The sequence below is a fragment of the Psychrobacter proteolyticus genome, from assembly GCF_003350005.1.
GTDB lineage: Bacteria > Pseudomonadota > Gammaproteobacteria > Pseudomonadales > Moraxellaceae > Psychrobacter > Psychrobacter proteolyticus.
On sequence record NZ_QLKS01000001.1, the window covers coordinates 264,498 to 288,997 of the forward strand.

At 42.7% G+C, this 24,500-nt stretch carries 19 protein-coding genes; 15 read left to right on the plus strand and 4 right to left on the minus strand.

Annotation, left to right across the window (positions count from 1 at the left end; all coding sequences use genetic code 11):
• Positions 1–30 precede the first annotated feature (30 nt).
• From DXK30_RS01020 to DXK30_RS01055, 8 genes are all read left to right on the plus strand, one after another.
• The gene (locus DXK30_RS01020) at positions 31–906 is read left to right on the plus strand and encodes a 16S rRNA (uracil(1498)-N(3))-methyltransferase (protein ID WP_114700076.1); all 876 of its coding nucleotides are present in this window, start codon (positions 31–33) and stop codon (positions 904–906) included.
• A gap of 152 nt (positions 907–1,058) precedes the next feature.
• On the plus strand, positions 1,059–2,771 hold the full coding sequence (locus tag DXK30_RS01025; RefSeq protein WP_114700077.1) for a putative bifunctional diguanylate cyclase/phosphodiesterase: 1,713 nt from the start codon (positions 1,059–1,061) through the stop codon (positions 2,769–2,771).
• Between the two features lie 590 nt (positions 2,772–3,361).
• Complete coding sequence (locus DXK30_RS01030) at positions 3,362–5,155, plus strand: acyl-CoA dehydrogenase C-terminal domain-containing protein (protein WP_114700078.1); 1,794 nt, start codon at positions 3,362–3,364, stop codon at positions 5,153–5,155.
• Between the two features lie 347 nt (positions 5,156–5,502).
• Positions 5,503–7,287: an acyl-CoA dehydrogenase C-terminal domain-containing protein gene (locus DXK30_RS01035; RefSeq protein ID WP_102092994.1), complete on the plus strand. Its 1,785-nt coding sequence runs from the start codon at positions 5,503–5,505 to the stop codon at positions 7,285–7,287.
• Between the two features lie 237 nt (positions 7,288–7,524).
• Positions 7,525–9,969: a site-specific recombinase gene (locus DXK30_RS01040; RefSeq protein ID WP_114700079.1), complete on the plus strand. Its 2,445-nt coding sequence runs from the start codon at positions 7,525–7,527 to the stop codon at positions 9,967–9,969.
• Positions 9,970–10,075: 106 nt separating this feature from the next.
• Complete coding sequence (locus DXK30_RS01045) at positions 10,076–10,261, plus strand: hypothetical protein (protein ID WP_114700080.1); 186 nt, start codon at positions 10,076–10,078, stop codon at positions 10,259–10,261.
• A 51-nt stretch (positions 10,262–10,312) separates the two neighbouring features.
• Positions 10,313–10,831, plus strand: a complete 519-nt coding sequence (locus DXK30_RS01050; protein ID WP_114700081.1) for a hypothetical protein — start codon at positions 10,313–10,315, stop codon at positions 10,829–10,831.
• 423 nt (positions 10,832–11,254) lie between these two features.
• A complete protein-coding gene (locus DXK30_RS01055; protein WP_114700082.1) occupies positions 11,255–11,719 on the plus strand; it encodes a hypothetical protein in 465 nt (154 codons plus the stop codon).
• A gap of 223 nt (positions 11,720–11,942) precedes the next feature.
• On the opposite strand, the gene DXK30_RS01060 is transcribed toward DXK30_RS01055, so the two are convergent.
• The 3 genes from DXK30_RS01060 to pdxA all read right to left on the minus strand — a co-directional run bounded on the left by DXK30_RS01060 (position 11,943) and on the right by pdxA (position 15,029).
• Positions 11,943–12,779 carry a symmetrical bis(5'-nucleosyl)-tetraphosphatase gene (locus DXK30_RS01060; RefSeq protein ID WP_114700083.1) on the minus strand — a complete coding sequence of 279 codons (837 nt, stop codon included), beginning with the start codon at positions 12,777–12,779 and terminating at the stop codon, positions 11,943–11,945.
• Between the two features lie 141 nt (positions 12,780–12,920).
• On the minus strand, positions 12,921–13,784 hold the full coding sequence (gene rsmA / locus DXK30_RS01065) for a 16S rRNA (adenine(1518)-N(6)/adenine(1519)-N(6))-dimethyltransferase RsmA (protein WP_057760387.1): 864 nt from the start codon (positions 13,782–13,784) through the stop codon (positions 12,921–12,923).
• Between the two features lie 156 nt (positions 13,785–13,940).
• A complete protein-coding gene (gene pdxA / locus DXK30_RS01070; RefSeq protein WP_114700084.1) occupies positions 13,941–15,029 on the minus strand; it encodes a 4-hydroxythreonine-4-phosphate dehydrogenase PdxA in 1,089 nt (362 codons plus the stop codon).
• A 298-nt stretch (positions 15,030–15,327) separates the two neighbouring features.
• Between pdxA and dnaB the strand changes: the two genes are divergently transcribed.
• The 3 genes from dnaB (at position 15,328) to argF (ending at position 19,158) form a co-directional block, all read left to right on the plus strand.
• Positions 15,328–16,731, plus strand: a complete 1,404-nt coding sequence (dnaB, locus tag DXK30_RS01075) for a replicative DNA helicase (protein WP_114700085.1) — start codon at positions 15,328–15,330, stop codon at positions 16,729–16,731.
• A 179-nt stretch (positions 16,732–16,910) separates the two neighbouring features.
• Positions 16,911–18,017, plus strand: a complete 1,107-nt coding sequence (alr, locus tag DXK30_RS01080; protein WP_114700086.1) for an alanine racemase — start codon at positions 16,911–16,913, stop codon at positions 18,015–18,017.
• A gap of 217 nt (positions 18,018–18,234) precedes the next feature.
• Positions 18,235–19,158 (plus strand): ornithine carbamoyltransferase, encoded by a 924-nt coding sequence (gene argF / locus DXK30_RS01085; RefSeq protein WP_057760398.1) that lies wholly within the window; start codon positions 18,235–18,237, stop codon positions 19,156–19,158.
• Positions 19,159–19,294: 136 nt separating this feature from the next.
• Here argF and rpiA read toward each other — a convergent pair whose 3' ends face one another.
• The gene (gene rpiA / locus DXK30_RS01090; protein ID WP_114700087.1) at positions 19,295–19,954 is read right to left on the minus strand and encodes a ribose-5-phosphate isomerase RpiA; all 660 of its coding nucleotides are present in this window, start codon (positions 19,952–19,954) and stop codon (positions 19,295–19,297) included.
• A gap of 306 nt (positions 19,955–20,260) precedes the next feature.
• Between rpiA and ilvA the strand changes: the two genes are divergently transcribed.
• The 4 genes from ilvA to murB all read left to right on the plus strand — a co-directional run bounded on the left by ilvA (position 20,261) and on the right by murB (position 24,483).
• A complete protein-coding gene (gene ilvA / locus DXK30_RS01095; RefSeq protein ID WP_114700088.1) occupies positions 20,261–21,814 on the plus strand; it encodes a threonine ammonia-lyase, biosynthetic in 1,554 nt (517 codons plus the stop codon).
• Between the two features lie 185 nt (positions 21,815–21,999).
• Positions 22,000–22,422 carry an RNA-binding S4 domain-containing protein gene (locus tag DXK30_RS01100; protein WP_114700089.1) on the plus strand — a complete coding sequence of 141 codons (423 nt, stop codon included), beginning with the start codon at positions 22,000–22,002 and terminating at the stop codon, positions 22,420–22,422.
• Positions 22,423–22,629: 207 nt separating this feature from the next.
• A complete protein-coding gene (locus DXK30_RS01105) occupies positions 22,630–23,127 on the plus strand; it encodes a low molecular weight protein-tyrosine-phosphatase (protein WP_114700090.1) in 498 nt (165 codons plus the stop codon).
• 198 nt (positions 23,128–23,325) lie between these two features.
• On the plus strand, positions 23,326–24,483 hold the full coding sequence (gene murB / locus DXK30_RS01110; RefSeq protein ID WP_114700091.1) for a UDP-N-acetylmuramate dehydrogenase: 1,158 nt from the start codon (positions 23,326–23,328) through the stop codon (positions 24,481–24,483).
• Positions 24,484–24,500 lie beyond the last annotated feature (17 nt).

Below are 24,500 nucleotides of genomic sequence, written 5' to 3' on the forward strand. Positions count from 1 at the left end.
CACTTAATCAAATTATGGGAATAAAGCCACGTGCGACGTTTTTTTTATGCTATTAGCAATGACAATAATGATAATCGATCAATACCTAAGCTAACAGAGTTGCCTATAGGTAGCCAAGTAGACCTGCCAGACAATATTGTCCACCATTGGTGCCGAGTACTACGTGCAAATATTGGTGACCAAGGTATTTTGTTTGATGGATTTGGCGGCGAGTGTAAAGTAGAACTACAGGCTATTAGTAAAAAAAATGCCACTGCTACTTTACTTGCTCATATAGACGATGATCGTACGGCACCTACTATCACTCAAATCGGCTTAGTAATGAGCCGAGGCGAGCGTATGGACTATGCGATACAAAAGGCGACCGAACTTGGCGTGACTGCTATTCAGTTACTCAGTAGCCACCACGGAGAAGTTACATTAAAACCTGCACAAATTGAGAAGAAACTGTTGCATTGGCAACAAGTGGCGATCGCAGCTTGCGAACAGTGCGGACTTAATCGTCCGCCTCTCATTTTTGCACCACAATCCATTACCCAATGGCTAAGCAATACCAACACTGACTCTACTCATAATGAGATGACTGTCAGCCCTATCGTTTCTGTGCTTAGTCAAGATCCTTATTACCAGATATTAGACGGTCTTGCAGATGTGTGTATGCAAATGAGCGTACCAGCAGCAGGGCAACCTGCCATGCCTAGTGCTCTACCTGATGTGCTTAAAAAACAAACTCCTTATATTAAACTACTGATTGGACCTGAAGGAGGTTTAAGTAGTGATGAGTGTAAACAAGCAAATAATGTTGGCTTTATGCCGTGGCAAATTGGTACAAGAGTGTTGCGCACTGAGTCCGCACCAGTGGTTGCTTTGTCTACTATATCCGCCTTGTATAGCTGGAAACGATAACCAAGAATAATAGTCATTATCATTAATAAATTTAAAAGTAGAACTTTTGTTTTATATTTTGTAGACTTAAAAGTGATCTTAGCTCAATGTTGAGAAGTTGAATCACCATATTTATTTTATTTTTATAAGCCATTATTTTGTGAGCCATTATTATGAGCGATTTTGACACTATCCCAGCATCGATTAAGCAACGGTTAATGACCGAACTGTGTGAGAAAATTGAAGATGCCATATTTATACTAGACGAAAATCTACGTTATTTATCTGTCAATCCTAGCTATGAGCTTTTGATTGGCTACAAAGAAGAGTTTTTAATCGGTCGTCCACTTGGTATATATGCTGCTGAATTTTTATCAGAAGCAGAGCAAGTAATTTTAAAAGATATCAAGAAAAACTTAAACGAACATGGTTTTTATGAACTTGATTTTTCGATGGCCAACCGTTATGGACAGAATATTGACTGTCATATTACTTATCGCAGAATTTATATAGATCAAATGGCTTATCATATTGGTATGCTGCGTGATATGTCTGCAGTTATTAAAGATCAAAAACAGGTCGCCCATTTGCTTAATTACGATCAACTTACTGGGCTTCCCAATCGGAAAGTACTATTAAGTCAAGTAAGTGATATGCTGTTGGATAGCTATCAAGAGGTTGTCCTTGTGCGATTAAATATTGATCGCTATCGTAATCTTACAAGCCTATTGGGAGCTGACGGTGCTAACGAATTGATCAAAAACTTTGTAAAAGAGGTTGAGAAGCTCAAACTGGATAATTTGCGCTCTTTTTCTCACTTTGGTGGTGATGACTTTGCCCTACTCTTTGAATGCAAAGATGGCAATATGGTACGCCACCAATTAGACACACTTATGCAAATGTGTGAACGTCCCTTTTCTACTGCTAAAACCCATGTGACAAACCCAAGTATTTATTACCATGTCTCTGTCGGTGTAAGCTACTTCCCTAAAGATGATAACGAAGCAACTGGTTTATTGACTAAAGCAGAAAAGGCTCTGCAGTATGTCAAAGAACATGGTGGTGACGATATTCGTTGGTATGATGAGGCTATTGAAAGCGCCACTGCTGGTAGTTTAGAGCTAGAGTCTGAGCTTAGAGCTGCTACCACTGAAGGCCAGTTCGTTCCTTATTATCAGCCAAAATTCTCATTAGAGACTGGGGCTATCACAGGCTTTGAAGCATTGGTACGTTGGCAACACCCTACTCGTGGATTGCTCAAACCTATTCATTTTATCAATGCCATTATCGCGCACAAGCTATCCTTTGATTTGTTTTCGCAACTTGCCATTAAAATCGTCAAACAATTATCTGTTTGGCAACAGCAAGGGTTTCATCAACATGTTTGTATCAATGCCGATGCGGCTGAGTTTAGCCACCCTGACTTCTTTGATATGGTGAGCACACTGCTAACAGAAAATAGTATTGCTGCCCATCAATTGCATATAGAAGTGACTGAATCGTCTTTGATTCAGCGCCATGACAATGTAAAAAAACAGCTTAACTCACTCAGAGAGCTTGGCGTGCGTCTAGCGCTAGATGACTTCGGTACTGGTTATGCATCATTAAGCTACTTGCAAGAATACCCATTTGATTTTATCAAGATCGATAAGAGCTTTATTTCCAATATTGAAACCGATCGTACCCAGCGCGCGATTGTAAAAGCCATTTTAGACTTAGCAGTCGCTCTAGACATGCAAGTCGTTGCTGAAGGTATCGAAACTGAGCAGCAGCGTGATGTGTTGTTAGCTATGGGTTGCAAAAATGGTCAGGGTTATTGGTTTAGTAAACCCGTGGCTGCTGATGTCGCCACTGAGATGCTGATTAAACAAAATGCTTCTGAGTAAACGCTAAGCTATTCGCTATAAGCTACTATGTTAAGACTCCTAGCATATAAGCACGTTTAACGCCTATTACGGTTTATCGCATTTATATATGTGACATTGCTTACATGCTTAGTTCTACCAAATAGTGTTGTAATTTATACTGATGCGTTTGTCTTTATGGCGAACGCTATTTTTTTGGCTGTCGTTTTTTCATGTTAATACTAATCATATAAAGGACTATTTGTCTTAGTAACGTTAGGGTTTTCATATGCTTAATGCTGCTGTTTCCTAGCGCCTAACGTCGATTGCATAACCGATGCAAGATAGGTTCATGACTTATCAGTCCTGTCACCAAACTTGTATAATCACCTATGAAAGCCTATCTTTTATAGTGAATTTGTTAGAGCACATTTAATCTCTCATTGACTCTGACAATCACCACTCTTTTCAACACTATTTTATGTAATCGATAGCATGGTTGACCTGCTTTACTGTTTATCTTTTATTTAGATTTTCAGATTGGCTAGGTAAGAATAACGCACTAGAGGATAGTGCAACCATATGCTCATTATTGGCTATGATCGGTTACATTCCAAAAAGGACAGGAAGTTATGCAATACAAAGCGCCCTTACGTGATATCCAATTCGTTATGCATGAACTACTCGATAGTGAAAGCCACTACAAAACTTTGCCTGCGTTCCAAGAAGCTGACCGCGAGCTAATGGACAGCCTGTTTGAAATGGCTGCAAGCTTTGCTGAAAACGAACTATCACCATTGAACCAAAGCGGTGATGCTGAAGGCTGTAAGTTTGACAATGGTAAGGTCACCACGCCAAAAGGCTTTAAAGAAGCTTATGACGCGTATTGTGAGCTTGGCTTCCCTGCTTTATCTGCTGAAGAAGATTTTGGCGGTCAAAACATGCCGTTCTCATTGTCTACTGTCATCAATGAAATGGTTGGTACGGCTAACTGGTCATTCTCTATGTACCCTGGCCTATCACATGGTGCTATTCAAACCATCGAGCATCATGGTACTGACGAGCAAAAACAAACCTACTTAGAAAAAATGGTCACTGGCGAATGGTCAGGCACCATGTGTCTAACTGAAGCGCATGCGGGTTCTGACTTAGGTATTATCCGTACCAAAGCTGAGCCTAAAGAAGATGGTAGCTATAGCATCACAGGTCAAAAGATTTTCATCTCTGCCGGTGAGCATGACCTAACCAGCAACATCATCCACATTGTATTGGCTCGTCTACCAGGCGCACCTGCTGGTACCAAAGGTATCTCATTGTTTATCGTTCCAAAAATGACGGTCAACGCAGATGGTAGCGTTGGCGAAAGCAACAATGTCGTTTGTGGCTCTATCGAACACAAAATGGGTATCAAAGCCTCTGCAACTTGTGTCATGAACTTCGATGGTGCAACAGGTTACTTGATTGGACCTGAAAACCGTGGCCTACAGTGTATGTTCACCTTTATGAACGTGGCACGTATCGGTACTGCCGTGCAAGGTTTGACTGCAGCAGAGTATGCATTCCAAGGTTCATTGACTTATGCAAAAGACCGCTTAGCGATGCGTTCACTATCAGGTACGAAAGCACCAGAGAAAGCAGCTGATCCTATCATTGTACATCCAGCTGTTCGTAACATGCTATTGACGGAAAAAGCCTTTGCTGAAGGTGGTCGTGCGCTAGTGTATTATCTCTCACACTTTGCAGATACCGTCGCAAAAGGCGAAGGCGAAGAGTTGAAGTTTGCTGATCAAATGTTGTCACTACTGACACCAATTGCTAAAGCGTTCTTGACTGAAACAGGTCTAGAAGCTGCTAACCACGGTATTCAGGTTTATGGTGGTCATGGTTTCGTTAGCGAATGGGGTATGGAGCAGAACGTACGTGATACGCGCATTTCTTGCTTATACGAAGGTACCACAGAGATTCAAGCGCTTGACTTGTTAGGTCGTAAAGTCCTAGGTTCACAAGGTAAGCTACTTGCGAACTTTGTAAACGTTATCCAAGAATTCTGTGAAGAAAACAAAGAAAATGACGAGATGGGTCAGTTCATTCGCCCACTTGCCAAGCATCTTAAAGAATGGGGCGATTTGACTGCACGCATTGGCATGCAAGCAACTGAAACGCCAGATGCTGTCGGCGGCGCTGCTGTAGACTATATGTATTTCAGCGGTTATGTCACCCTAGCCTACTTATGGGCGCGTATGGCACTGGTTGCTCAGACTGCTATCGCAAACGGTACTGGCGAAAAAGCATTCTATGACGCTAAAGTTAAAACGGCTCAGTTCTACTTTGCTAAGCTATTGCCACGTACGACTACGCACGTACAGCGTATCAGCACTGGTGTAGAGCCATACATGAGCATGGACGTTGATCAGTTTGCCTTTTAATTAAAGCGCTAAACTTTGCAATCGTATAATCTGAGCGGCAATATACTTCGGTGTGTTGCCGCTTTATTTTGCGCGTGCTTATGACGACTATCAACATAGTTTTGACTATAGCAACTGTCTATAAGTACTGACCTGTCTACCTTCTCACATTGTAGCTATCAGTGAGGTGTCTACAAGCACTTCAATAGCCGCTGCTAACTTTTGGTGTACGCACAATTCACGAAGAAATACACTCGCTCACAAGCTTATTTGTTAAACTTTGATTATTAATCGCTAAGGTTATACCAAGAGAACAGTTGATAATCTTAACAACTTCAATTTTAATTATTTGAACCAAAGGAATGTTTATGGCTGTTTACAATGCCCCTCTTAATGACATGCGCTTTATCTTAAATGACGTATTCAAGGCGCCAGAGTTTTGGCAAAACAACGAAAACTTGGCTCATGTCGACATGGAAACTGTCGATATGATTTTAGAAGAAATGGGAAAACTGTCAAAAAACATTCTACTTCCTATTAACCGTAGCGGTGATGAAGAAGGCGCAACTTTCGAAGGTGATGGCGTCGTCACTACACCGACAGGATTCAAAGAAGCCTATAAGCAATATGCTGAATCAGGCTGGGTTGGCTTAAGCGGCAATGCTGAATACGGCGGTCAGGGCTTTCCTAAAATGGTTACCATGCTCACTGAAGAAATGGTTTTCACTGCCAACCAATCATTTGCTCTGTATCCAAACCTAACAGTCGGTGCGACGCTTTGTTTAAATGCAGCTGGCTCTGAAGAGCAAAAGCAAACTTATCTAGAAAAAATGTACAACGGCGAATGGGCGGGCACCATGTGCTTGACAGAGCCGCATGCTGGTACTGATTTGGGTATTATCAAAACCAAAGCCGTGCCTAATGATGATGGTAGCTATGATATTTCTGGTACCAAAATCTTTATCACTGGTGGTGAGCATGACCTTACTGACAATATCATTCATTTAGTATTGGCAAAAACACCTAATGCACCAGAAGGCTCAAAAGGCATCTCACTATTTGTCGTACCAAAATTCTTGGTCAATGCAGATGGTAGCTTAGGTGAGCGCAATACATTAGCCGTCGGTTCTATCGAACACAAAATGGGTATCAAAGCCTCTGCGACTTGTGTCATGAACTTTGATAATGCCAAAGGCTGGATGGTTGGCGCGGAAAATACTGGTCTATCATCAATGTTCATCATGATGAACTATGAGCGTGTCACTATGGGCTTGCAAGGCCTTGGTGGTTCTGAGCTTGCCTATCAAAATGCAGCGTTATATGCCAATGACCGTGGTCAAGGCCGTAGCGATACTCAGCTACAAAGCCCAGAAAAACCTGCTGACGCTATTATTCATCATGCTGACGTCCGTCGTATGCTATTGAACGCCAAAGTAAACACTGAAGCATCGCGCTGTTTTGCGATGTATGTTGCCAAAAACCTTGATGAAGAGAAATTTAGTACCGATCCTGAGTCAGCCAAAGCGGCTGCAGCTCGTGTTGCCCTACTGACACCAGTTGCTAAAGCGTTCTTGACTGATAAAGCACTGGAAGCCACTGTTGATTGTCAGCAAGTCTTTGGTGGTCATGGCTATATCCGTGAATGGGGTATGGAGCAGATCGTTCGTGATACCCGTATTGCTCAGATTTATGAAGGCACTAATGGTATTCAAGCGCTTGACTTACTAGGTCGTAAAGTTGCTCGTAACAACGGTAAGTACGTCACTCATTTCTTGGGTGAGATTCGTGACTTTGTTAACAATATGCAAGCAGACCACGCTATCAAACAAGCTACGTTGAATGCAGCAGATACCATCGAAGAGCTAACCACAACTGTGCTTAACAACATCGGTGAACGCAAAAACGAAATCAATGGCTGTGCGGTTGACTACATGCATGCGTTTGGCTACCTCGCCTACTCGTACATGTTTGCGTTGATGGTAGAAGCTGCTAATGGCAAAGAAGGCGAGTTTTATACCAATAAAGCTAAGCTTGCGGATTATTTCGTCGGTCGTGTCTTACCGCGTATCGATGCTCATGCACAAATGGTCAAAGCTGGTAGTGACCCAATGATGAACTTTGATCTTGCTTATTTCGACGTTCCTGCAAGCTAAGCTAGCTTTACAACTCACCTAAAATACCTTGATTAAAAGGACAGTCGTGTTACTGTCCTTTTTTTTGTCAAAATAACTGCTAACAAAATAATTCAATATCAATTGGCAGTTCCGATTAAAATAACGCAAGACAAGATGTCGCTCGACTACAATTGAACGATTGGTAAACATTACTCAACCACTTATACCGACTTAAATAATAAAAACGATTGAAACAACCATGATAAAGGGTGCGACGTGTCAGAATTAAAACGCATTTTACAACAGATTACTGCCTTGAGCGACGTGCCAGATCCTGCGGTACTCAAACGCTTGATTGATGAGCTACGAGTCAGTGATAAAGAACCTGCATTGGCCAACGAAAAAATTCAATCCCTTATTGATATCATACATCAGCATCCAGAATATGGAGATGGGCTGTCTAGTTTTGTACTAAAACTGATTATCCAATATCGACAAATTGCGTTGTATACCGATACTGGTATCATGTCCGACCAAGGGTTTTTTAACAGTTTACGCCGGTTGATTGGCCATCGGTTTTTACCATTATTACCACAAGATGACTCTGTCGTTGAACTGGTGGGCTACTTATTTAATAAACGCTCTGATGAACGCTGGCTTGCCAATATTGAAAAGGAAAAATGGGACAAACTGGTTGAGCTGGTTCGCGTAGAAGAGAAACATTTAAACCTAGTCGCTACCGCAAAAAACAGTATTTTAAACGCCATTATTATCTTATCTTACCGCATCAGCGGTATCGGCTTGCATCCTGATTTGATGGAGTCCTATCCACAAATACTGAACTACTCAGCATCTTTTGTTGCACAAAACCAAGAAGCCGTACTCTTCGTCAATCAATATCGTCAAGCACATGAACTTGATACCTTGACAGATATTACGCCCGAGCAAGCAGTCGACCCTGCACCCCTATTGGTCATGCTTGAACAGTGCGAAGATATCGTCGCTACCGTACGCAAGCGGATTTATAAAACTGGTATCTCTATTCGTTTGACTAATATGATGCTGCGTCTAGATCAAAGCTTGCAGCGTATGCGGATTTTGACTGAGCTGGTCACAGACGATAATCAAAAGCGAGATCGCGCTGTTATCGAACTGATACAGGCGCTCATCACTACGGCCAATCAGCGCTATAGTATTGGTTATTTGATTGATAACAATACCAAACTACTCTCTCGCAAAGTCACAGAAAATGCCAGTCGCGTCGGTGAGCATTATATTAGTACCGATAAAGCTGGCTATCAAAAAATGCTCAAAAAAGCCTCTATCGGTGGCTTTATCATCGCATTTATGGCAACCATAAAAATACTGGCGTATCACTTAGCGCTCGCGCCCATGGGTCGCGCGTTCATCAACAGTATGATCTATGGTTTGGGCTTCGTATTTATTCATGTTATTCGCGGCACAGTCGCGACCAAGCAGCCAGCCATGACCGCAGCTGCAATCGCTTCCACCATTTCTGAAGGCTCTGGTAAAAAATCACATCAGTTAACTAAGCTATCAGAATTGGTCGTCGATATTTTGCGCACCCAGTTTATCGCTATCATGGGTAACGTCATGTTAGCCGTACCCGTCGCTTTGATTATCTCTTTTGCTTGGTTGCAATATACTGGCGCGCCAATGATCGATACTGAGAAAGCAGGACACTTGCTACATGATCTCGACCCGTTCCACTCATTAGCACTGCCCCATGCTGCCATTGCTGGGGTTTATCTGTTCTTATCTGGTTTGATTGCCGGCTACTACGATAACTTGGCAGTTTATAACAACGTAGGCGCACGTATACAACGTCACAGATTGTTGAAATACATATTGCCTAGTTCATGGCTTCAGCGTTTAGGCGGCTTTATAGAAGCCAACTTGGGCGCTATCATGGGTAACTTCTTATTTGGGGTGTTCTTAGGTAGTACCGCGACTATCGGCTATATCTTCGGCTTACCCATTGATATTCGTCACATTGCCTTTGCTTCAGCAAACTTGGCACACGGACTATTCAATATATCTGCTGATGACATCAGCTGGAGCCTCATCCTAATTTCTATACTTGGCGTGGCCCTTATTGGTCTGGTCAACTTAATCGTTAGCTTTTCACTGGCACTGTTTGTCGCCCTACGTTCTAAAGAAGTTCGCTTTTTTGAATGGAGTCGCCTCACAAAACTGGTATTTGGCCATATTATTAGCCATCCGTCTGACTTTTTCTGGCCACGTGATAAGCCAATGAAATATGCGCGCATCGATAGTCAGGGTCACATGATATTTGATGATACTTCAGCACAAAAAAATGGCAAATCTATACCAAGTAATTATGTGGTAAGGCGTCTGTCTGATGTCAGGATACTGCCTGAATCTAAACATGCTGATGCTCAACATTCCCAGACCAACACCGACATCAACTATGAAAAGCAGCCGACAGATGAGCATACGCAGCCGTACAGCTCTCCTGAAAAGGTAATGGATCTGGACGATGGATTAGTCGATGACGAACTAAACAGCGTTCCTTATACCGATGATATCCAATACGATAAGGCCACCAAAACGATAAGTGCGATTGATAGCGATGTTGTTAGTGATGAGCCACACCATACTGACTCTGATGACAAGCAAACTGGTGATGCAAAAACACCTCTACCAAAACCTAAAAAACCACCAAAGCTGCCTAGTTAAATAGGTAGTTGCGGTGGCTTTATGCTTGATCGACTGTTGATAATAAAGTCATTTACCATAACTTCCGTTATAAGAATAAATAGATTTGCTAATTCAAGGAAAAAATATGAGCTTACTTGATAGTAATGATTTAAAAGAGGAACAGAAGTTAGATAAGAAACTGACCCGGCAAAAAATACTATTGGGTGCTTCTCTTGTGGATGCTTTAGAGAATGACTCAGTAGGTGGTTTAAAGGAATATACAGCTGACAATTTGTTGGATTTTTTGACTAGCAGGGGGATAAGGATTTGATGATAGACTTAGTAAAAGGACTTGAAGGTAGAGTTGATACTAAAACAGATTATGAATCATTTCAAAAAGGGGATAAAAATTAGTAACAACTTGGTTCCTTATCCAATCAAACTGACTTATACCGTCAAACAGCATTTCATGAATATAATTGGCTCGATATTTATATTTATGCTAGGTTGCTTTGTTGCTCCGATCGCTAAGCAAGAAGGAGATTGGATTATAGTTAGTATTGGATGGTTGCTCATAGGAGGTGGTAGCTTTGGTCTTTTACTTTTATCTTATATTTGGTTAGGTAAAAAGCCAATAGTAACGATTGAACAAGCTGGGGTCTCTTTTTTTCATGTGTTTAAGTCAAATCAGCAACACTTAATATTATGGCGGGATATCGAAAGGTTAGATTTACACCCTTTAACTCGCGGTCATACTAATCACTGGATATTGACTATCTATCTAAAAGCAGGTAGCTCTATAAGACAACCATTAAAACCTATGCTCTACAATGGATTAATTTTAGACGAGAAGGAAGTTTTTAATCTAATCGAACTAATATTCGATCGACATGCAGTATGAAATTTGAATTTTTTATAGAGTGAGGTGGTAAGGCAAAAAATCCGGTACGCCCAAAAATATATGTTTAGCTCAACCTAAGGATACGGTTCCCTAGTGAGGACTTGAATCTACGGCTGTAGGCTAGTGGTAGCAATGGTTCGAGTTGTTGAATTAACAGCAGTGTACTGCATAGTGTACTTATCATATGTATTGTACTCTTGATCGATGCGCTATACAGGCATCGAAATACTAACATTAGGTATAAATTTACATACCATAAAATTGATAGTATGAGTAATTAAGCTATCTTATGTAAAATCTCGCAAGTTTAGTTATATGTATTTGATAACAGGGGTCACTATTAGAGTACATAGCCCTAGTGGAAAAGTAAAACCTCGTCCAGCAGGCCCTGAAGAACTTCAATATGTTAAAAAGGACCAAAAGATGCAGTATGCTGATAATTGGAAGTACATAAAATGGGAAGGCGAAATGAAAAAATCGCCTTACGACACAGAATATAATTTGAGAATTTACCGAAGTTTGGAAATATACCCAGAAGACATAGAAATATTCATGACAGTATTAATGCCAAAGATATTTGAAATTGATGGTAAAGTATTTTTTGATATTGACGGTGATGGTGAGCCTCTCGTCAGAGAGGCTTATCAAAAAAAGGATCCTATAAAGCGATCGGAATGTGAAAGACAAAAAGATTGGAACTGTATTAATGTTGGAAATATTTTTTTTAACAATCTAGATAACTCTACTGATGAGACATTAATGAACATTTCTATGCTAATAAAACATAATTGGGAGTATTACTTAATAAAGCAATATCCTGATAGACGATTTATAGTTGAAATTATAGGAGATTCTTTCGAACCTATCGTTACCTTCTATGAAGCATAGTAGAATTCACCGTGACCCCTGCCGTCAAATTCGTAAATATTAACTTGAGAGATTATCATTTCAGAAAAACCTAGGTTTATTTTTATTAAGGTATACCCCAAGAGAACCAGTTATTTCACTCAACAAACCCATTAACAGATCATCTAAAACAGACTGCTATAATGGAACTACTTATAACAGACTGTTTATTTAGCCTTGTATATTGAGACGCTTATAACCCTCTTTATGGGCTCGGGCACTGTGCGCTTGAGGTTATTACCTTGCCATCACCCAATCTATAAGCCAATAGATAATTACCCCACACGCAGCCACCGTCGAGTGCGCGCGCATGTGGCAAATCAATCTCGCCTTTTAGCGCAGCCCAATGACCAAATAGTATCTTACGAGTGCGCGGTACTTGCCACTCAAACCAAGGTAAAAAATCGGTTGGCATAGCCTCATCTAAACCTGCTGAAAAGCTAAACTCGAGCGATCCATCCTGCCTACACAAGCGCATACGCGTAAAGTAATTAGCAATCGCCCGCATCTTAGTAAATCCTTCGATACCTGCATGCCATTCATCCGCTTCTTTGCTATATAGATTCGGCAGCAATTGGTCGAGCTGCGCCAAATTACTTTGCAGCTGAGCTTCCAATTGCTGCGCATATCCTGCGGCAGTTTCAATACTCCAATGCGGTGGGATACCCGCATGTACCAATACAGTATGCTCATCAGGATAGGCTAATATCGGCTGCCTGCGTAACCATTCGAGCAACTCATCACAGTCATCCGCAGCAAAGATAGATGCGGTTTTGTCTTTACTTTTAAGCTTGACGGCCCCGCGCCAGACTGCTATCAAATTAAGATCATGATTGCCCAATACCGTTGCCGCAGCGCCCTGCTCACACAACGCTTTGACATGGCGCAGCGTGTTCAATGAGTCCTCGCCGCGTGCTACAAGATCACCAGCAAACCATAATTTGTCTTGGGCAGGATCGAAATCCAGTGTTTTTAGCAATTGTAGATACGCAGCATAGCAACCCTGCAAGTCACCGATAACATACTGATGGCGAAAACTCATAACACCTCAACGATTTAAACACGATAGTTAAAGACAGCTCGATAAGAAATAAATACCTAAGCGCTAATCACAAAAATAAAGCATAAAAAACCGCCATTATAATTGACGGTTAGTAGCATGCTTTTATTTATCAAAAATACATTATACGTCTAGCTGTTGTGAATGATTGCTTAGGTTTACAAAGTCTGTGACGCTTAATGTCTCAGGTCGTGCCTGCGGATCGATACCACAAGCCGCAAAATCGTCTTCGCTCAATGTCGGCAGCAACGTTGATTTTTTAAAGATAGCACGTAGCGTCTTGCGACGATGGTTAAAAGTCTCACGTACGACAATGGCAAAATGCTCTTCGTCATTTGCGACTACTGGTTTGTTAATATGCGGCGTCAGACGGAAGACGGCACTAGTCACCTTTGGTGGTGGATTAAACGCACCGCGAGGAACGGTCAGCAAATAATCTGTATCACAGTGGTACTGCATGATGACCGATAAGCGGCCATAAGTCTTGCTACCCACATCAGCTGTGATACGCTCGACCACTTCTTTTTGCAACATAAAATGCATATCTTGAATCACATCGGCATAGCTAAGCAGATGAAATAAGATAGGCGTTGAGATGTTATACGGCAGGTTACCCACAACGCGCAGCTTACCGCGCTCTTCACTATATAGCTCACGGTAGTCCACATGCATCGCGTTGTCTTTGATAATCTCAAAGTTTGGATGGCTATTGGCACCGATACGAATACGCAAGCTATCTGCCAAATCGCGATCCAGCTCCACCACGGTCATCGCATCCACTTCTGCCAATAACGGCTCGGTCAATGCGCCCATACCAGGCCCAATCTCGATCAAATTGTCATCGCGCTCTAGACGAATACTTTCGACGATTTCGCGAATAACGCTGGTATCATGCAAGAAGTTTTGGCCAAAGCGCTTACGCGGCTGGTGCTTGGCAGCACGTAAGCTGTTAGAAATAGTTTGAGCATCAAATGAAGTTTTGGACATAAAAGAGTCTTAATGTATAAAAGATAAATGGGCGATAATAATGTAATGGCAGCGATATGCTGACTTTATAATGGCAAATTATACCACAGCTCATAATTAGGCTGTGTTTTCAGCCACTGTGTTTTTAAAAATAGTATAGCGATTCATCGGCAGTGACTAATGGCTCAGGGATTTATCCGCCATCTCATTAGCCATATTTAGTGCTTGATATAGGCTGGTCGCACTCGCACCGCCGCTTCCTGCCAAGTCTAACGCCGTACCATGATCGACAGAAGTACGAATATAAGGCAGGCCCAAAGTTAGATTGACCGTATCGCCAAAACCATGTGATTTGAGTACAGGCAATCCTTGGTCATGATACATGGCAATGACGGCATCGCAATTAGCCAAATGTCTGGTAGTAAATAGCGTATCGGCTGGCATCGCCTCTGATATATTGACACCTGCATCGATAAACTCTCTCAGAACTGGATTGATAATATCAATCTCCTCGCTCCCCAAGTGCCCACCCTCGCCTGCATGTGGATTAAGACCACAGACCAAAATACGAGGCTGCGTGAGACCAAACTTCTCTCGCATGTCATCGATGACAATTTGTACGGTTTGACGCACGTTATCCGCAGTAATCGCAGCAGGGATGTCTTTCAATGGCAAATGCGTAGTGACAAGCGCTACTTTCATCGCTTGATTAGCAAGCATCATGACGACTTTTTCACAGCCACTTTTCTGCATAAAAAATTCAGTATGACCACTAAACATCGTCCCGTCTAACAGCTTGATACCAGCATCTATCAACGCTGATTTTTGCAATGGCCCAGTGACGATGGCAGCGACTGTATTATTTATTGCCAGTTTATGAGCAATATCTAACTGCTGAGCCACCATAGCTGAGTTAGCGATATTGATTTGCCCGCAGACAACTGGTGCGGCACAAGGGATATTAAGCAAAATAAAAGCACTATCAGCGTCTATATCTTGCTGCGATATCTGCTCTAAAAAGTTAACATCGACGTTATCGGCATTTATATCTGTATTGATAGTATGCCAACTAGGTATGCTTTTGAGCATGCCAGCCGCGACCAACTCCTCTGCGCGAGTTTGCATGGCTTTAGCGTCAGCAGTCACCCAAATTGGCCGAGCAAAATCTTGCAACTTACCCTCTGCTGCTAGTCCTAGTATTACGTCCATACCAATACCCGCAGGCTCACCTGTGGTGATTAATAGCGGTCGTTTTTCTTTTGTCATAACAATAGCCTTATATTATTCAAATTATTGATTTTATTGTATTTATAATTCACATTATAAGTTTTTATACTTAGATATTGTATGGTATCTCTTACTTCATAAAAAACAATCACTTCAGATTTAGTTCTTTATCAAGTCTAAAAAACCACATTATGTGTTAAACTTTCGCATCTGATTGTAGCATTTACAGACAAACCTGAGACCGCGTTTTGGTACTTCTATCGTAGAGGCGCGCTACGTTTGTATTGCTCTATCATCGACATCTTTTTTCATACCCATTTTAACTCATTAGGCACTCATGGCAGAAAACGACAAAACCGACGACTTACTCAATCAGACACCGCCACACAATATTGATATTGAGAAGGCATTGCTCGCGTCTTTGATGAGTATCGAAGAGGCGTACGACAAGATTGCCGACATTGTCACCAAAGATGACTTTTATGCTGGGCGACATCAATATATTTTTGATGCCATTGCCCATTTGGCGGCAGTGAATGAGCCTTATGATACGGTCATGGTACACGACTGGTTAGAAGCGCAAAAGTTACTCAAAGGCGCAGGTGGTGACAGTTATTTGGCTGATATTTTGAGCCAAAGTCCTGCAACATTATTTAACCTGACTGCCTACGCCCAGCGTGTGCGTGAGCTATCAACCCTACGCCAACTGATTACCACTGGTAATGATATGTTGACGCTTGCCTATAATCCAAAAGACCAAAGCGTTAGTGACATTCTAGACAATGTCGAGGGCAAGATATTTAGTATCAATGAGCAGCACAACAAGCGCGCGGAACAGCGTGGCCCTGTCGGTATTACTTCGGTCTTAACCAATGTTATCGATAAGATTCAAGAGTTAAAATCCAACCCTGACGGCATGATTGGTTTGCAGACACCATTTGCCGAGCTGAATAACAAAACTCAAGGCTTACAAGCGGGTGACTTAATTATTGTTGCTGCACGTCCTTCGATGGGTAAAACCACTTTTGCGATGAACTTGGCAGAAGGGATTTTATTTAATGAAGATTTGCCAGTCGTCGTATTTTCGATGGAGATGCCTGCTGAATCTATCGTCATGCGTCTGCTATCCTCATGGGGCGCGATTAACCAGACGCACCTGCGTTCTGGGCAAATGAATGAAGATGAATGGGCAAAGATGATGAACGCCATTCAACATCTGCAATCAAAGCATCTATATATTGATGATAGTACTGCCCTACCGCCGTCTGAGATGCGTTCTCGCTGCCGACGTATCGCCAAAAACCATGATGGTCGTTTGGGTGCAATCGTGGTCGATTATCTTCAGCTTATGAAAGTACCCAGTCTAGATGGTAACCGTGTTGGCGAGATTTCTGAGATTTCTCGTAGTCTAAAGGCGCTCGCACGTGAGCTTGAATGTCCCGTGATTGCATTGTCACAGCTTAACCGTAGTCTAGAAAACCGTCCGAATAAACGCCCTATTATGTCAGATCTACGTGAATCTGGTGCGATTGAGCAGGATGCCGATTTGATTATGTTCATCTATCGTGATGAGGTTTATAATGAAAACTCGGACCATAAAGGCGTGGCGGAAATCATTATTGGTAAACAGCGTAACGGTCCTATCGGTACTATTCGTCTAGGCTTTGAAGGTCAATTTACCCGCTTTATCAATCTAACGCCAGAGTACTACCAAAGCGTGAGTTTTGAGAATGATGAGTAACTAACCTTATAAAATTTAACCCTAACAAAGACTAAGCCTTATATAGACTCAGTTTCAATTATAGGTTAATGAATAATTTTATATAATCAGTTTTTAATACAATAGCCAGTACCGCATCAACCCAATCGATGCAGTACTGGCTTTATAACTTCATAATTCTACTCATACAGAAGGCGATTATGCGCACAATCACTATAAAACCAAAAGCCCTTACTCATAACCTAAATCAAGTCAAACAACGAGCACCCCAATCTAAGGTATTGGCTATGGTCAAATCCAATGCTTATGGACACGGCGTGGCGGCAGTCTTGCCAGCCCTGCAGCAAGCAGATGGTATCGGTGTCGCTACGTTGACTGAAGCGCTAGAAGCTAGACAGTTAGGTTGGGAGAAAACCATCGGTCTAGTAGAAGGTGCATTTACCGCTGATGAGTGGCAGCAAGCGATTGATCATGAGATTAGCTGCGTGATTCACCACAGACCACAGCTAGAATGGGCCCTGCAAAACATCCCGCCAGCTGGCAGTGCAACTAGAGTGGCTTGGCTCAAATACAATACAGGTATGAACCGTTTGGGTTTTAACGCTGAGGGTGTGCTATCAGCAGCAAAACGCCTAAATGAAGCAGGTTATCAGCTGATCCTAGCCACGCATTTTGCCAATGCTGATGACCACGACCACCCATTAAATGCGATGCAGATTGAGCGTTTCTCAAGCGTGCTAGCGACTTTGAAAGACACCATTAGCCCAGATATCCAAGGCTCATTATGCAACTCTGCTGGTATCGTCAACTTCCCAGAGTACCATTATGACTGGGTACGTCCAGGTATTATCTTATACGGTAGCTCGCCTGTCGTCGATAAAAGCGCACAAGAATTAGACTTGCAGCCCGTAATGGAGTTTACTGCTCAAATCATTGCTCTACAAACCGTTAGCGCCAATGATGCGATCGGCTATGGTAGCCGCTGGCGTGCGCAGCAAGACACCAGAACCGCTTTGGTCAGCGTTGGATATGGCGATGGCTATCCACGTGTGGTCACGGATGATGCATATGTCACTGTCATGGATGCTAACGACAGCCAAAACTACTGCTGCCCAGTGATTGGACGCGTGGCAATGGATATGATTGTCATTGATATCAGTAGCGCACCTGAGGGTCTTGCTATAGATAGCAAGGTCATGCTCTGGGGCGATGCGCCCCGTGTTGATGAAGTTGCAGGTCATGCTGGGACGATTAGCTATGAGCTGTTATGTCGCCTTAGCATACGTCCAAACCGTACACAGGCATAATCATTAGCGGCACAGTCATTAGCGTACAAGTTATGGTGGCTTGCTAATGTGATTTCGGTCTATTTGGCAAGCCATTTGATCTTGATAAAAATGAACGTTTACATTGAAAGTAAATACGCTATACTAAAAGTTTGTTGTCAACCCAGTATACGCACTGACGCGATGCTATTGAAGACTGATGACGTTTCACTGACTGCGATCGACTGCTAGGATTACTATGAGTTTGCGCCATTTTTTAACCTTATCTGATTTAACCAAACAAGAACTAGAAAACTTAATCAAACGCGCAAGCGAATTGCGTAAGATGCAGCACGCAGGCGAGATCTACCAGCCTTTTGTTGGTCGTACGCTTGGCATGATATTTGAAAAATCTTCAACGCGTACCCGTATCTCATTTGAGACGGGTATGGGTCAATTTGGTGGTAACGCCATATTTTTATCACCAAACGATACGCAGCTCGGTCGCGGTGAGCCATTAGAAGATTCAGCACGCGTGATTTCTAGCATGGTTGATATCATTATGATTCGTACCTTCGGGCACGAAAAAGTTGAAACCTTTGCTGAATATTCCAGTGTACCGATTATCAATGCGTTGACCGATGACTATCATCCTTGCCAATTGCTTGCTGATATGCAAACCTATTACGAGCATCGCGGTAGTATCGAAAATAAGATCGTCACGTGGGTTGGTGATGGCAACAATATGTGTTCATCATTTATGCAAGCTGCTAATCAGTTTGGTTTTGAACTACGCGTGGCAGCGCCTTATGGCTTTGAGCCTGATCCGAAACTTATGGAACGTTTCTCACATTGCGTCAGTTTGGTAGAAAACGTACAAGATGCGGCAAAAGATTCTAACTTAATTGTCACCGATGTGTGGGCAAGTATGGGTCAAGAATCAGAGCAAAATACGCGTGCACGTCGTTTTGCCCCTTATCAAGTGACGCCGTCTCTATTAGACAAAGCTGACCCTGAAGTGGTGTTTATGCATTGCTTGCCAGCCCATCGCGGCGAGGAAATCTCTCATGACATGCTTAATGACCCACGCTCTGTCGTTTGGGATGAAGCGGAAAACCGCTTACATGCACAAAAAGCATTGATGGAGTTTTTACTTAAAGACAAAATCAAGTTGCCTGCATAACTTAGGCTATTCTATCAAAAGACAGTGAGATCAATAGTAAGATAACTTGCTAGTACACTCCTAAATAAGTTTCTAAATAAAAAAGCCGTCCAGATCTGGACGGCTTTTTTGGTTGTACAAATAATTTAGAAATAGATTAACGCGTGAGCGTTGTCACGCCATTAGCACCTGCTTTTAGCAGAACGTCTGCTTGGTTTGCCGCAAAGATACCATTACAGACCACACCTACGATATTATTTAGCTCTTTTTCGAGCGCGATTGGATTACTCACATCCAAGTCATAGGTGTCTAGAATGACATTGCCATAATCAGTGACAAAGTCTTCACGATATACTGGCTCACCGCCTAGTTTGGCCAATTGGCGAGCCACATACGAGCGTGCTTGTGGTAATACTTCAATCGGTACTGGAAACGCGCGACCTAAGATATCAACTCTTTTACTATCATCGACCATACAGACGAACTTATTTGAAGCTGCAGCCACAATCTTTTCGCGAGTCAATGCACCGCCGCCGCCTTTGATAAGTTGCAGGTGCTCATTGACTTCATCAGCGCCATCGATATAAACATCCAATGTGCCAGCAAAGTTCAAATCGACTATTTCGATACCAAGCGCACGAAGTTTGTCTTCTGTCACCTGTGAGCTAGCGACAGCGCCAGCAAGCTTCAATTGTGGCAACAACTCAATCAAACAGTTGACCGTACTACCTGTCCCTACCCCAAGTATCATATCGTCTTCGATATAGCTTAGAGCAGCTTTGGCCGCGGCTTGCTTTTGTGCTTGCTGATCACTCATCATAAATCCTTGGAAAATAAACGTATGGTCTTAAAAAAAGTAAAAGGCTAAAACAGATAAAATGCGCGGCTATTATAACCGATGATATTAACGGATGTTAGCGCATCATGACGCTAATTTGTGAGTCCTATCGTGCCTACCTAAGACTCAACTTCGGCAAATACCTGCACTTCATGTAAATTCAAGCACGAAATCCTAAGAAAACTGCAATTGAGTCTTGCAAGATACTAAAAATCGGCATAGGCTAATCTATTTCTTTTTTATATTCATCTACACTTTTTATATTCATTCTGTTTAGGGATTACTATGCTGTCACACTGGGTACGAGCCATCTTACAAGCCACCGTCTATGACGTTGCTATTCAAACACCACTTGAAACGGCACCCAAGCTGACCCAACGTTTTGCCAATGACATTCGATTTAAGCGTGAAGACTTACAACCGGTCAAATCATTTAAATTGCGCGGTGCCTATAACCGTATCAGTCAGTTGAGCGAAGAGCAAAAAGCGCGCGGTGTGATTTGTGCTTCAGCAGGGAACCATGCCCAAGGCGTGGCTTACTCTGCACGCAAATTATCATTAAATAACATCATCGTCATGCCAACCACGACTCCTGATATCAAAGTGGATGCGGTAAGAGCACTTGGTGGCAATGTAGATCTGCATGGTGATAGTTTTGATCAAGCAAACCGCTATGCGATCGATCGTGCTGAACGCGAAGGACTGACCTTTATTCCGCCTTATGACGATGAACTGGTCATCGCAGGACAAGGTACTATCGGTCTTGAGCTGACCCAGCAGTGGCGCAATATGGACTATGTATTTGTTGCCGTTGGTGGTGGTGGCCTGATTTCAGGCGTTGCCGCATTTTTAGGAGAAGTTGCACCGCATGTCAAAGTGATTGCGGTAGAAGCCGAGCAGTCAGCCTGCCTAAAAGCAGCGCTTGAAACAGGTGAGCGTGTCAAGCTCGAGCAAGTAGGATTGTTCGTCGATGGGGTGGCAGTCGCGCAGATTGGCGAATTGCCTTTTGACGTCGTCCGTACGCAAAAAAGCGATAACTCAGGTCCTATCGTTGAGCCTGAAGTGATCACTTGTACCAATGATGAAGTGTGTGCCGCTGTTAAAGATATCTTTGAAGAAAACCGCAGCATCGTTGAGCCTGCTGGTGCGTTGTCAGTTGCTGGTATGAAAAAATATATCGAAGCCAATAATATCCAAGATAAAAACTGCGTCGGCATCATTTGCGGTGCCAATATGAATTTTGACCGCCTACGTTATATCGCTGAGCGTACTGAAATTGGTGAGAAAAAAGAAGCCATCTTTGGGGTTACTATTCCTGAACAAACAGGGGCTTTCTTAAATTTCTGCCGTAGTCTACATGGCCGTAATATCACAGAGTTTAACTACCGTGCTGACAGCAAAAAGTCACCAGACTCAATGGAGCCTGCCTCAATCTTCGTCGGCATCGCTCTAAAAGAGGGCGAAAAAGAGCGTCAAACCATCAGTAACCAATTGTCAGACGATGGCTATACTGCCCACGACCTGACTGATGATGATATCGCCAAATCGCATATCCGTCATTTGATTGGTGGTCATGCTCATGTCGAAAACGAGCAATTGCTACAAGTGGTATTCCCAGAGCGTCCAGGCGCACTACTATCTTTCTTAGAGAAATTGGGTGATGACTTCAATATTACCTTATTCCATTACCGCAACCATGGGGCTGCTGAAGGTCGTGTACTGGTTGGCCTGCAAGCCTCTGAAGGCAATTCTCGTCAGCTACAAGACGCGCTTTTAGATATTGGTTATGACTGTGCCACGGTCAATGACAACATTGGCTATCAGTTATTTTTGAGATAGCACGTTAATATTACATCTATAGAATCTACTATCAAAAGCGACTTCTCATGTGATTAGTCGCTTTTAATATAATATAACCCAAAGCTAACTCACAGTCATCAAATCTATTTGCAAATATTAAAGTTGCCCTAATATTGTTTATATAAAACTAGATTTAATATAAAAACGAATGCAGAGTGACTCTTATGAAAAAAAATACTGATAACAACAACCAAGGTTTGGTGAAAATCCGTCTCGATAAATGGCTATGGGCAGCTAGGTTTTATCGTACACGCACCCTAGCCAAACAAGCGATTGAAAGTGGACGCGTACACTATGCCGGTAGCCGGGTAAAAACCAGTAAAGAGATTTCAGTCGGAGATGAGCTAACCATTCGTCAAGGCTCAGCGACCGCGATGACCGAAAAGACTGTCGTTGTTGAGGCGCTATCTGCACAGCGTGGCAATGCGACTGCCGCTGAGGTACTATATTCAGAGACAAAAGAGAGCGAAACCCGCCGTGCTTACTATGCCGAACAGCGCAAACTGGCCAACCTTGCTCGCCCTGACAACAAACCCAACAAAAAAGAACGCCGCGATCTACAACGTTTTAAAAGTAATCAAGATTAAAACCGTTTCACTATCTCACGTTTTGGCCATGCATCATATGGCCAAATTTTCATTGTTAAATGACGCTATTGTTTAGTCTCTATCCTTGCCATTCCAAGCATTAAGCGTTACGCTAGCAGCTGATTCAATCGATTGCATGCTAATAAAAGCCGCATTAACAATGCTGATCTCTTATAGCATGTTTTTTTTGTTATAGAAGGTCATATTATGCTGATGAAAGCCTGTACTCCCTCGTCTGTATTATTGGTATGTTTAGGAAATATCTGCCGCTCCCCTACTGCTGAAGAAGTTTTCCGTCAGCAAGCAGCGATTGCTGGACTATCCATAAAAGTAGACTCAGCAGGCACCAGTGATTGGCACGTTGGCAGTGCGCCTGATGCTCGCTCACAACGTCATGCTAAGTCACACGGCTACAAAATCAATAAGCTGGTCGCTCGTCAAGTCAGTGCCAATGACTTTCGTGATTTTGATTTAATCTTAGCTATGGATTCACAGAATTTAGCTGATCTGCAAGCTATCAAAGACAGCATTACAGAGTCAGAAGATAATTTGGCAACACTAGCGCTGTTCAGTGAAGAAGACCCTACCTATTGCGGCAGTGATGTGCCAGATCCATATAAAGGCGATAACGATGATTTCGAAGAAGTGATCGAGCGTATCGAATCAAGCGCCCAAGCTTGGATAGAAAGCTGGAAAGCCTGCTAGCCATACTGTCTATATTTCTGCTACTCTTGCATCCGGTATCCTCTATAATATAGTTAATCTTCTATAAAAGAGCTACAGCGTTAACCTCGCTTGAAGTATCACAGTTACGTCTGCACTCAGTTGCCTTGTATCTCTTTTAAATTGAATCAACTACAGCTACCTTATCATTTATTATCCTTTTGCCACATAGGCTATGTTATGACCCAAGCTTCACGCCTTGACCACAGTACTCCGTCTACCATCAGTTCTGATGTTTCGAATGTTTCATCGACTGCCGTAGTCAATGAAACATTTGACTTGTCACACGACAATACTATGGCATTGGCCTGTGTTGCTGACTCTGTCGTGACATTAGAGAATGAGGCGCAGCTTGATGATTGTATGGCAGCTTATATAGAAGATACAGCAGACAAATTGCCATTGTTTGTACTGTCTGGCGGTAGCAATGTTTTATTACCTGCCGCGTTAAAAGCCATAGTATTGCAGCCAAAGATGCGTGGTATTCATCTAACCAATCAAACCGACGATTATGTTGATATCGAAGTAATGGCTGGCGAGAACTGGCATGATTTGGTCGTACATACGGTCAATCAAGGTTGGTATGGGTTAGAAAATCTTGCCCTAATACCGGGTCTGACGGGTGCAGCACCCATACAAAATATCGGTGCATACGGCGTACAATTAGAAGACCGCTTACAGTATGTACGCGCCTATCATTTGCCGACACAAACTTGGCACCATTTGTCAGCTGCTGATTGCCAATTTGGCTATCGTGACAGTATCTTTAAACGTACACCAAACACATGGCTTATTAGCCGTGTGGGTTTCAGATTACATACTGATTCTGCCAATATTTTAGCCAGTTATGGCGATGTACAGACTGTGGCGCAGCGCTATGCGGAGCAACAAGGGCGCGAGAAAGCAATGCCTGCTGACGTTATGCAAGCCATTATAGATATTAGACAACAAAAACTACCAGACCCAAAGCAGCTACCTAACTGTGGCAGTTTCTTTCAAAACCCTATTATCGCTCAGGAACAGTTCACGGCGCTGCAAGCAACTTATCCAGCTATCGTTGGTTACGCGATGCCTGATGCAATGGTAAAGGTGGCTGCAGGCTGGCTCATTGAGCAAGCAGGGTTAAAAGGGGGCGGCATTGCACCTATTTTTACGCATAAGCAGCAAGCACTAGTACTGACCAACCATACGCCTCAGCAAGCTAAGCAAGAGGATGTAGCCATCGCGCAGAAATATATCGCTGCTACTGTCTATGAAAAATTTGCCATTCAATTGTCACGTGAGCCAGTCTGGGTAAATGCTGATGGCTCAATTGGATATGCTGAGCATGTGGCCTAAAAAATCATGGTCTAAGC

Bases quoted from the DNA above. Each gene is read 5' to 3' on its own strand.
- DXK30_RS01045 (WP_114700080.1), top strand. From the start codon at position 10,076: ATGAGCTTACTTGATAGTAATGATTTAAAAGAGGAACAGAAGTTAGAT.
- alr (WP_114700086.1), top strand. From the start codon at position 16,911: ATGCGCACAATCACTATAAAACCAAAAGCCCTTACTCATAACCTAAAT.
- DXK30_RS01030 (WP_114700078.1), top strand. From the start codon at position 3,362: ATGCAATACAAAGCGCCCTTACGTGATATCCAATTCGTTATGCATGAA.
- DXK30_RS01025 (WP_114700077.1), top strand. From the start codon at position 1,059: ATGAGCGATTTTGACACTATCCCAGCATCGATTAAGCAACGGTTAATG.
- DXK30_RS01060 (WP_114700083.1), bottom strand. From the start codon at position 12,779: ATGAGTTTTCGCCATCAGTATGTTATCGGTGACTTGCAGGGTTGCTAT.
- rsmA (WP_057760387.1), bottom strand. From the start codon at position 13,784: ATGTCCAAAACTTCATTTGATGCTCAAACTATTTCTAACAGCTTACGT.
- DXK30_RS01055 (WP_114700082.1), top strand. From the start codon at position 11,255: ATGCAGTATGCTGATAATTGGAAGTACATAAAATGGGAAGGCGAAATG.
- DXK30_RS01105 (WP_114700090.1), top strand. From the start codon at position 22,630: ATGCTGATGAAAGCCTGTACTCCCTCGTCTGTATTATTGGTATGTTTA.
- DXK30_RS01100 (WP_114700089.1), top strand. From the start codon at position 22,000: ATGAAAAAAAATACTGATAACAACAACCAAGGTTTGGTGAAAATCCGT.
- DXK30_RS01050 (WP_114700081.1), top strand. From the start codon at position 10,313: ATGAATCATTTCAAAAAGGGGATAAAAATTAGTAACAACTTGGTTCCT.
- dnaB (WP_114700085.1), top strand. From the start codon at position 15,328: ATGGCAGAAAACGACAAAACCGACGACTTACTCAATCAGACACCGCCA.
- DXK30_RS01035 (WP_102092994.1), top strand. From the start codon at position 5,503: ATGGCTGTTTACAATGCCCCTCTTAATGACATGCGCTTTATCTTAAAT.
- pdxA (WP_114700084.1), bottom strand. From the start codon at position 15,029: ATGACAAAAGAAAAACGACCGCTATTAATCACCACAGGTGAGCCTGCG.
- argF (WP_057760398.1), top strand. From the start codon at position 18,235: ATGAGTTTGCGCCATTTTTTAACCTTATCTGATTTAACCAAACAAGAA.
- murB (WP_114700091.1), top strand. From the start codon at position 23,326: ATGACCCAAGCTTCACGCCTTGACCACAGTACTCCGTCTACCATCAGT.
- rpiA (WP_114700087.1), bottom strand. From the start codon at position 19,954: ATGAGTGATCAGCAAGCACAAAAGCAAGCCGCGGCCAAAGCTGCTCTA.
- ilvA (WP_114700088.1), top strand. From the start codon at position 20,261: ATGCTGTCACACTGGGTACGAGCCATCTTACAAGCCACCGTCTATGAC.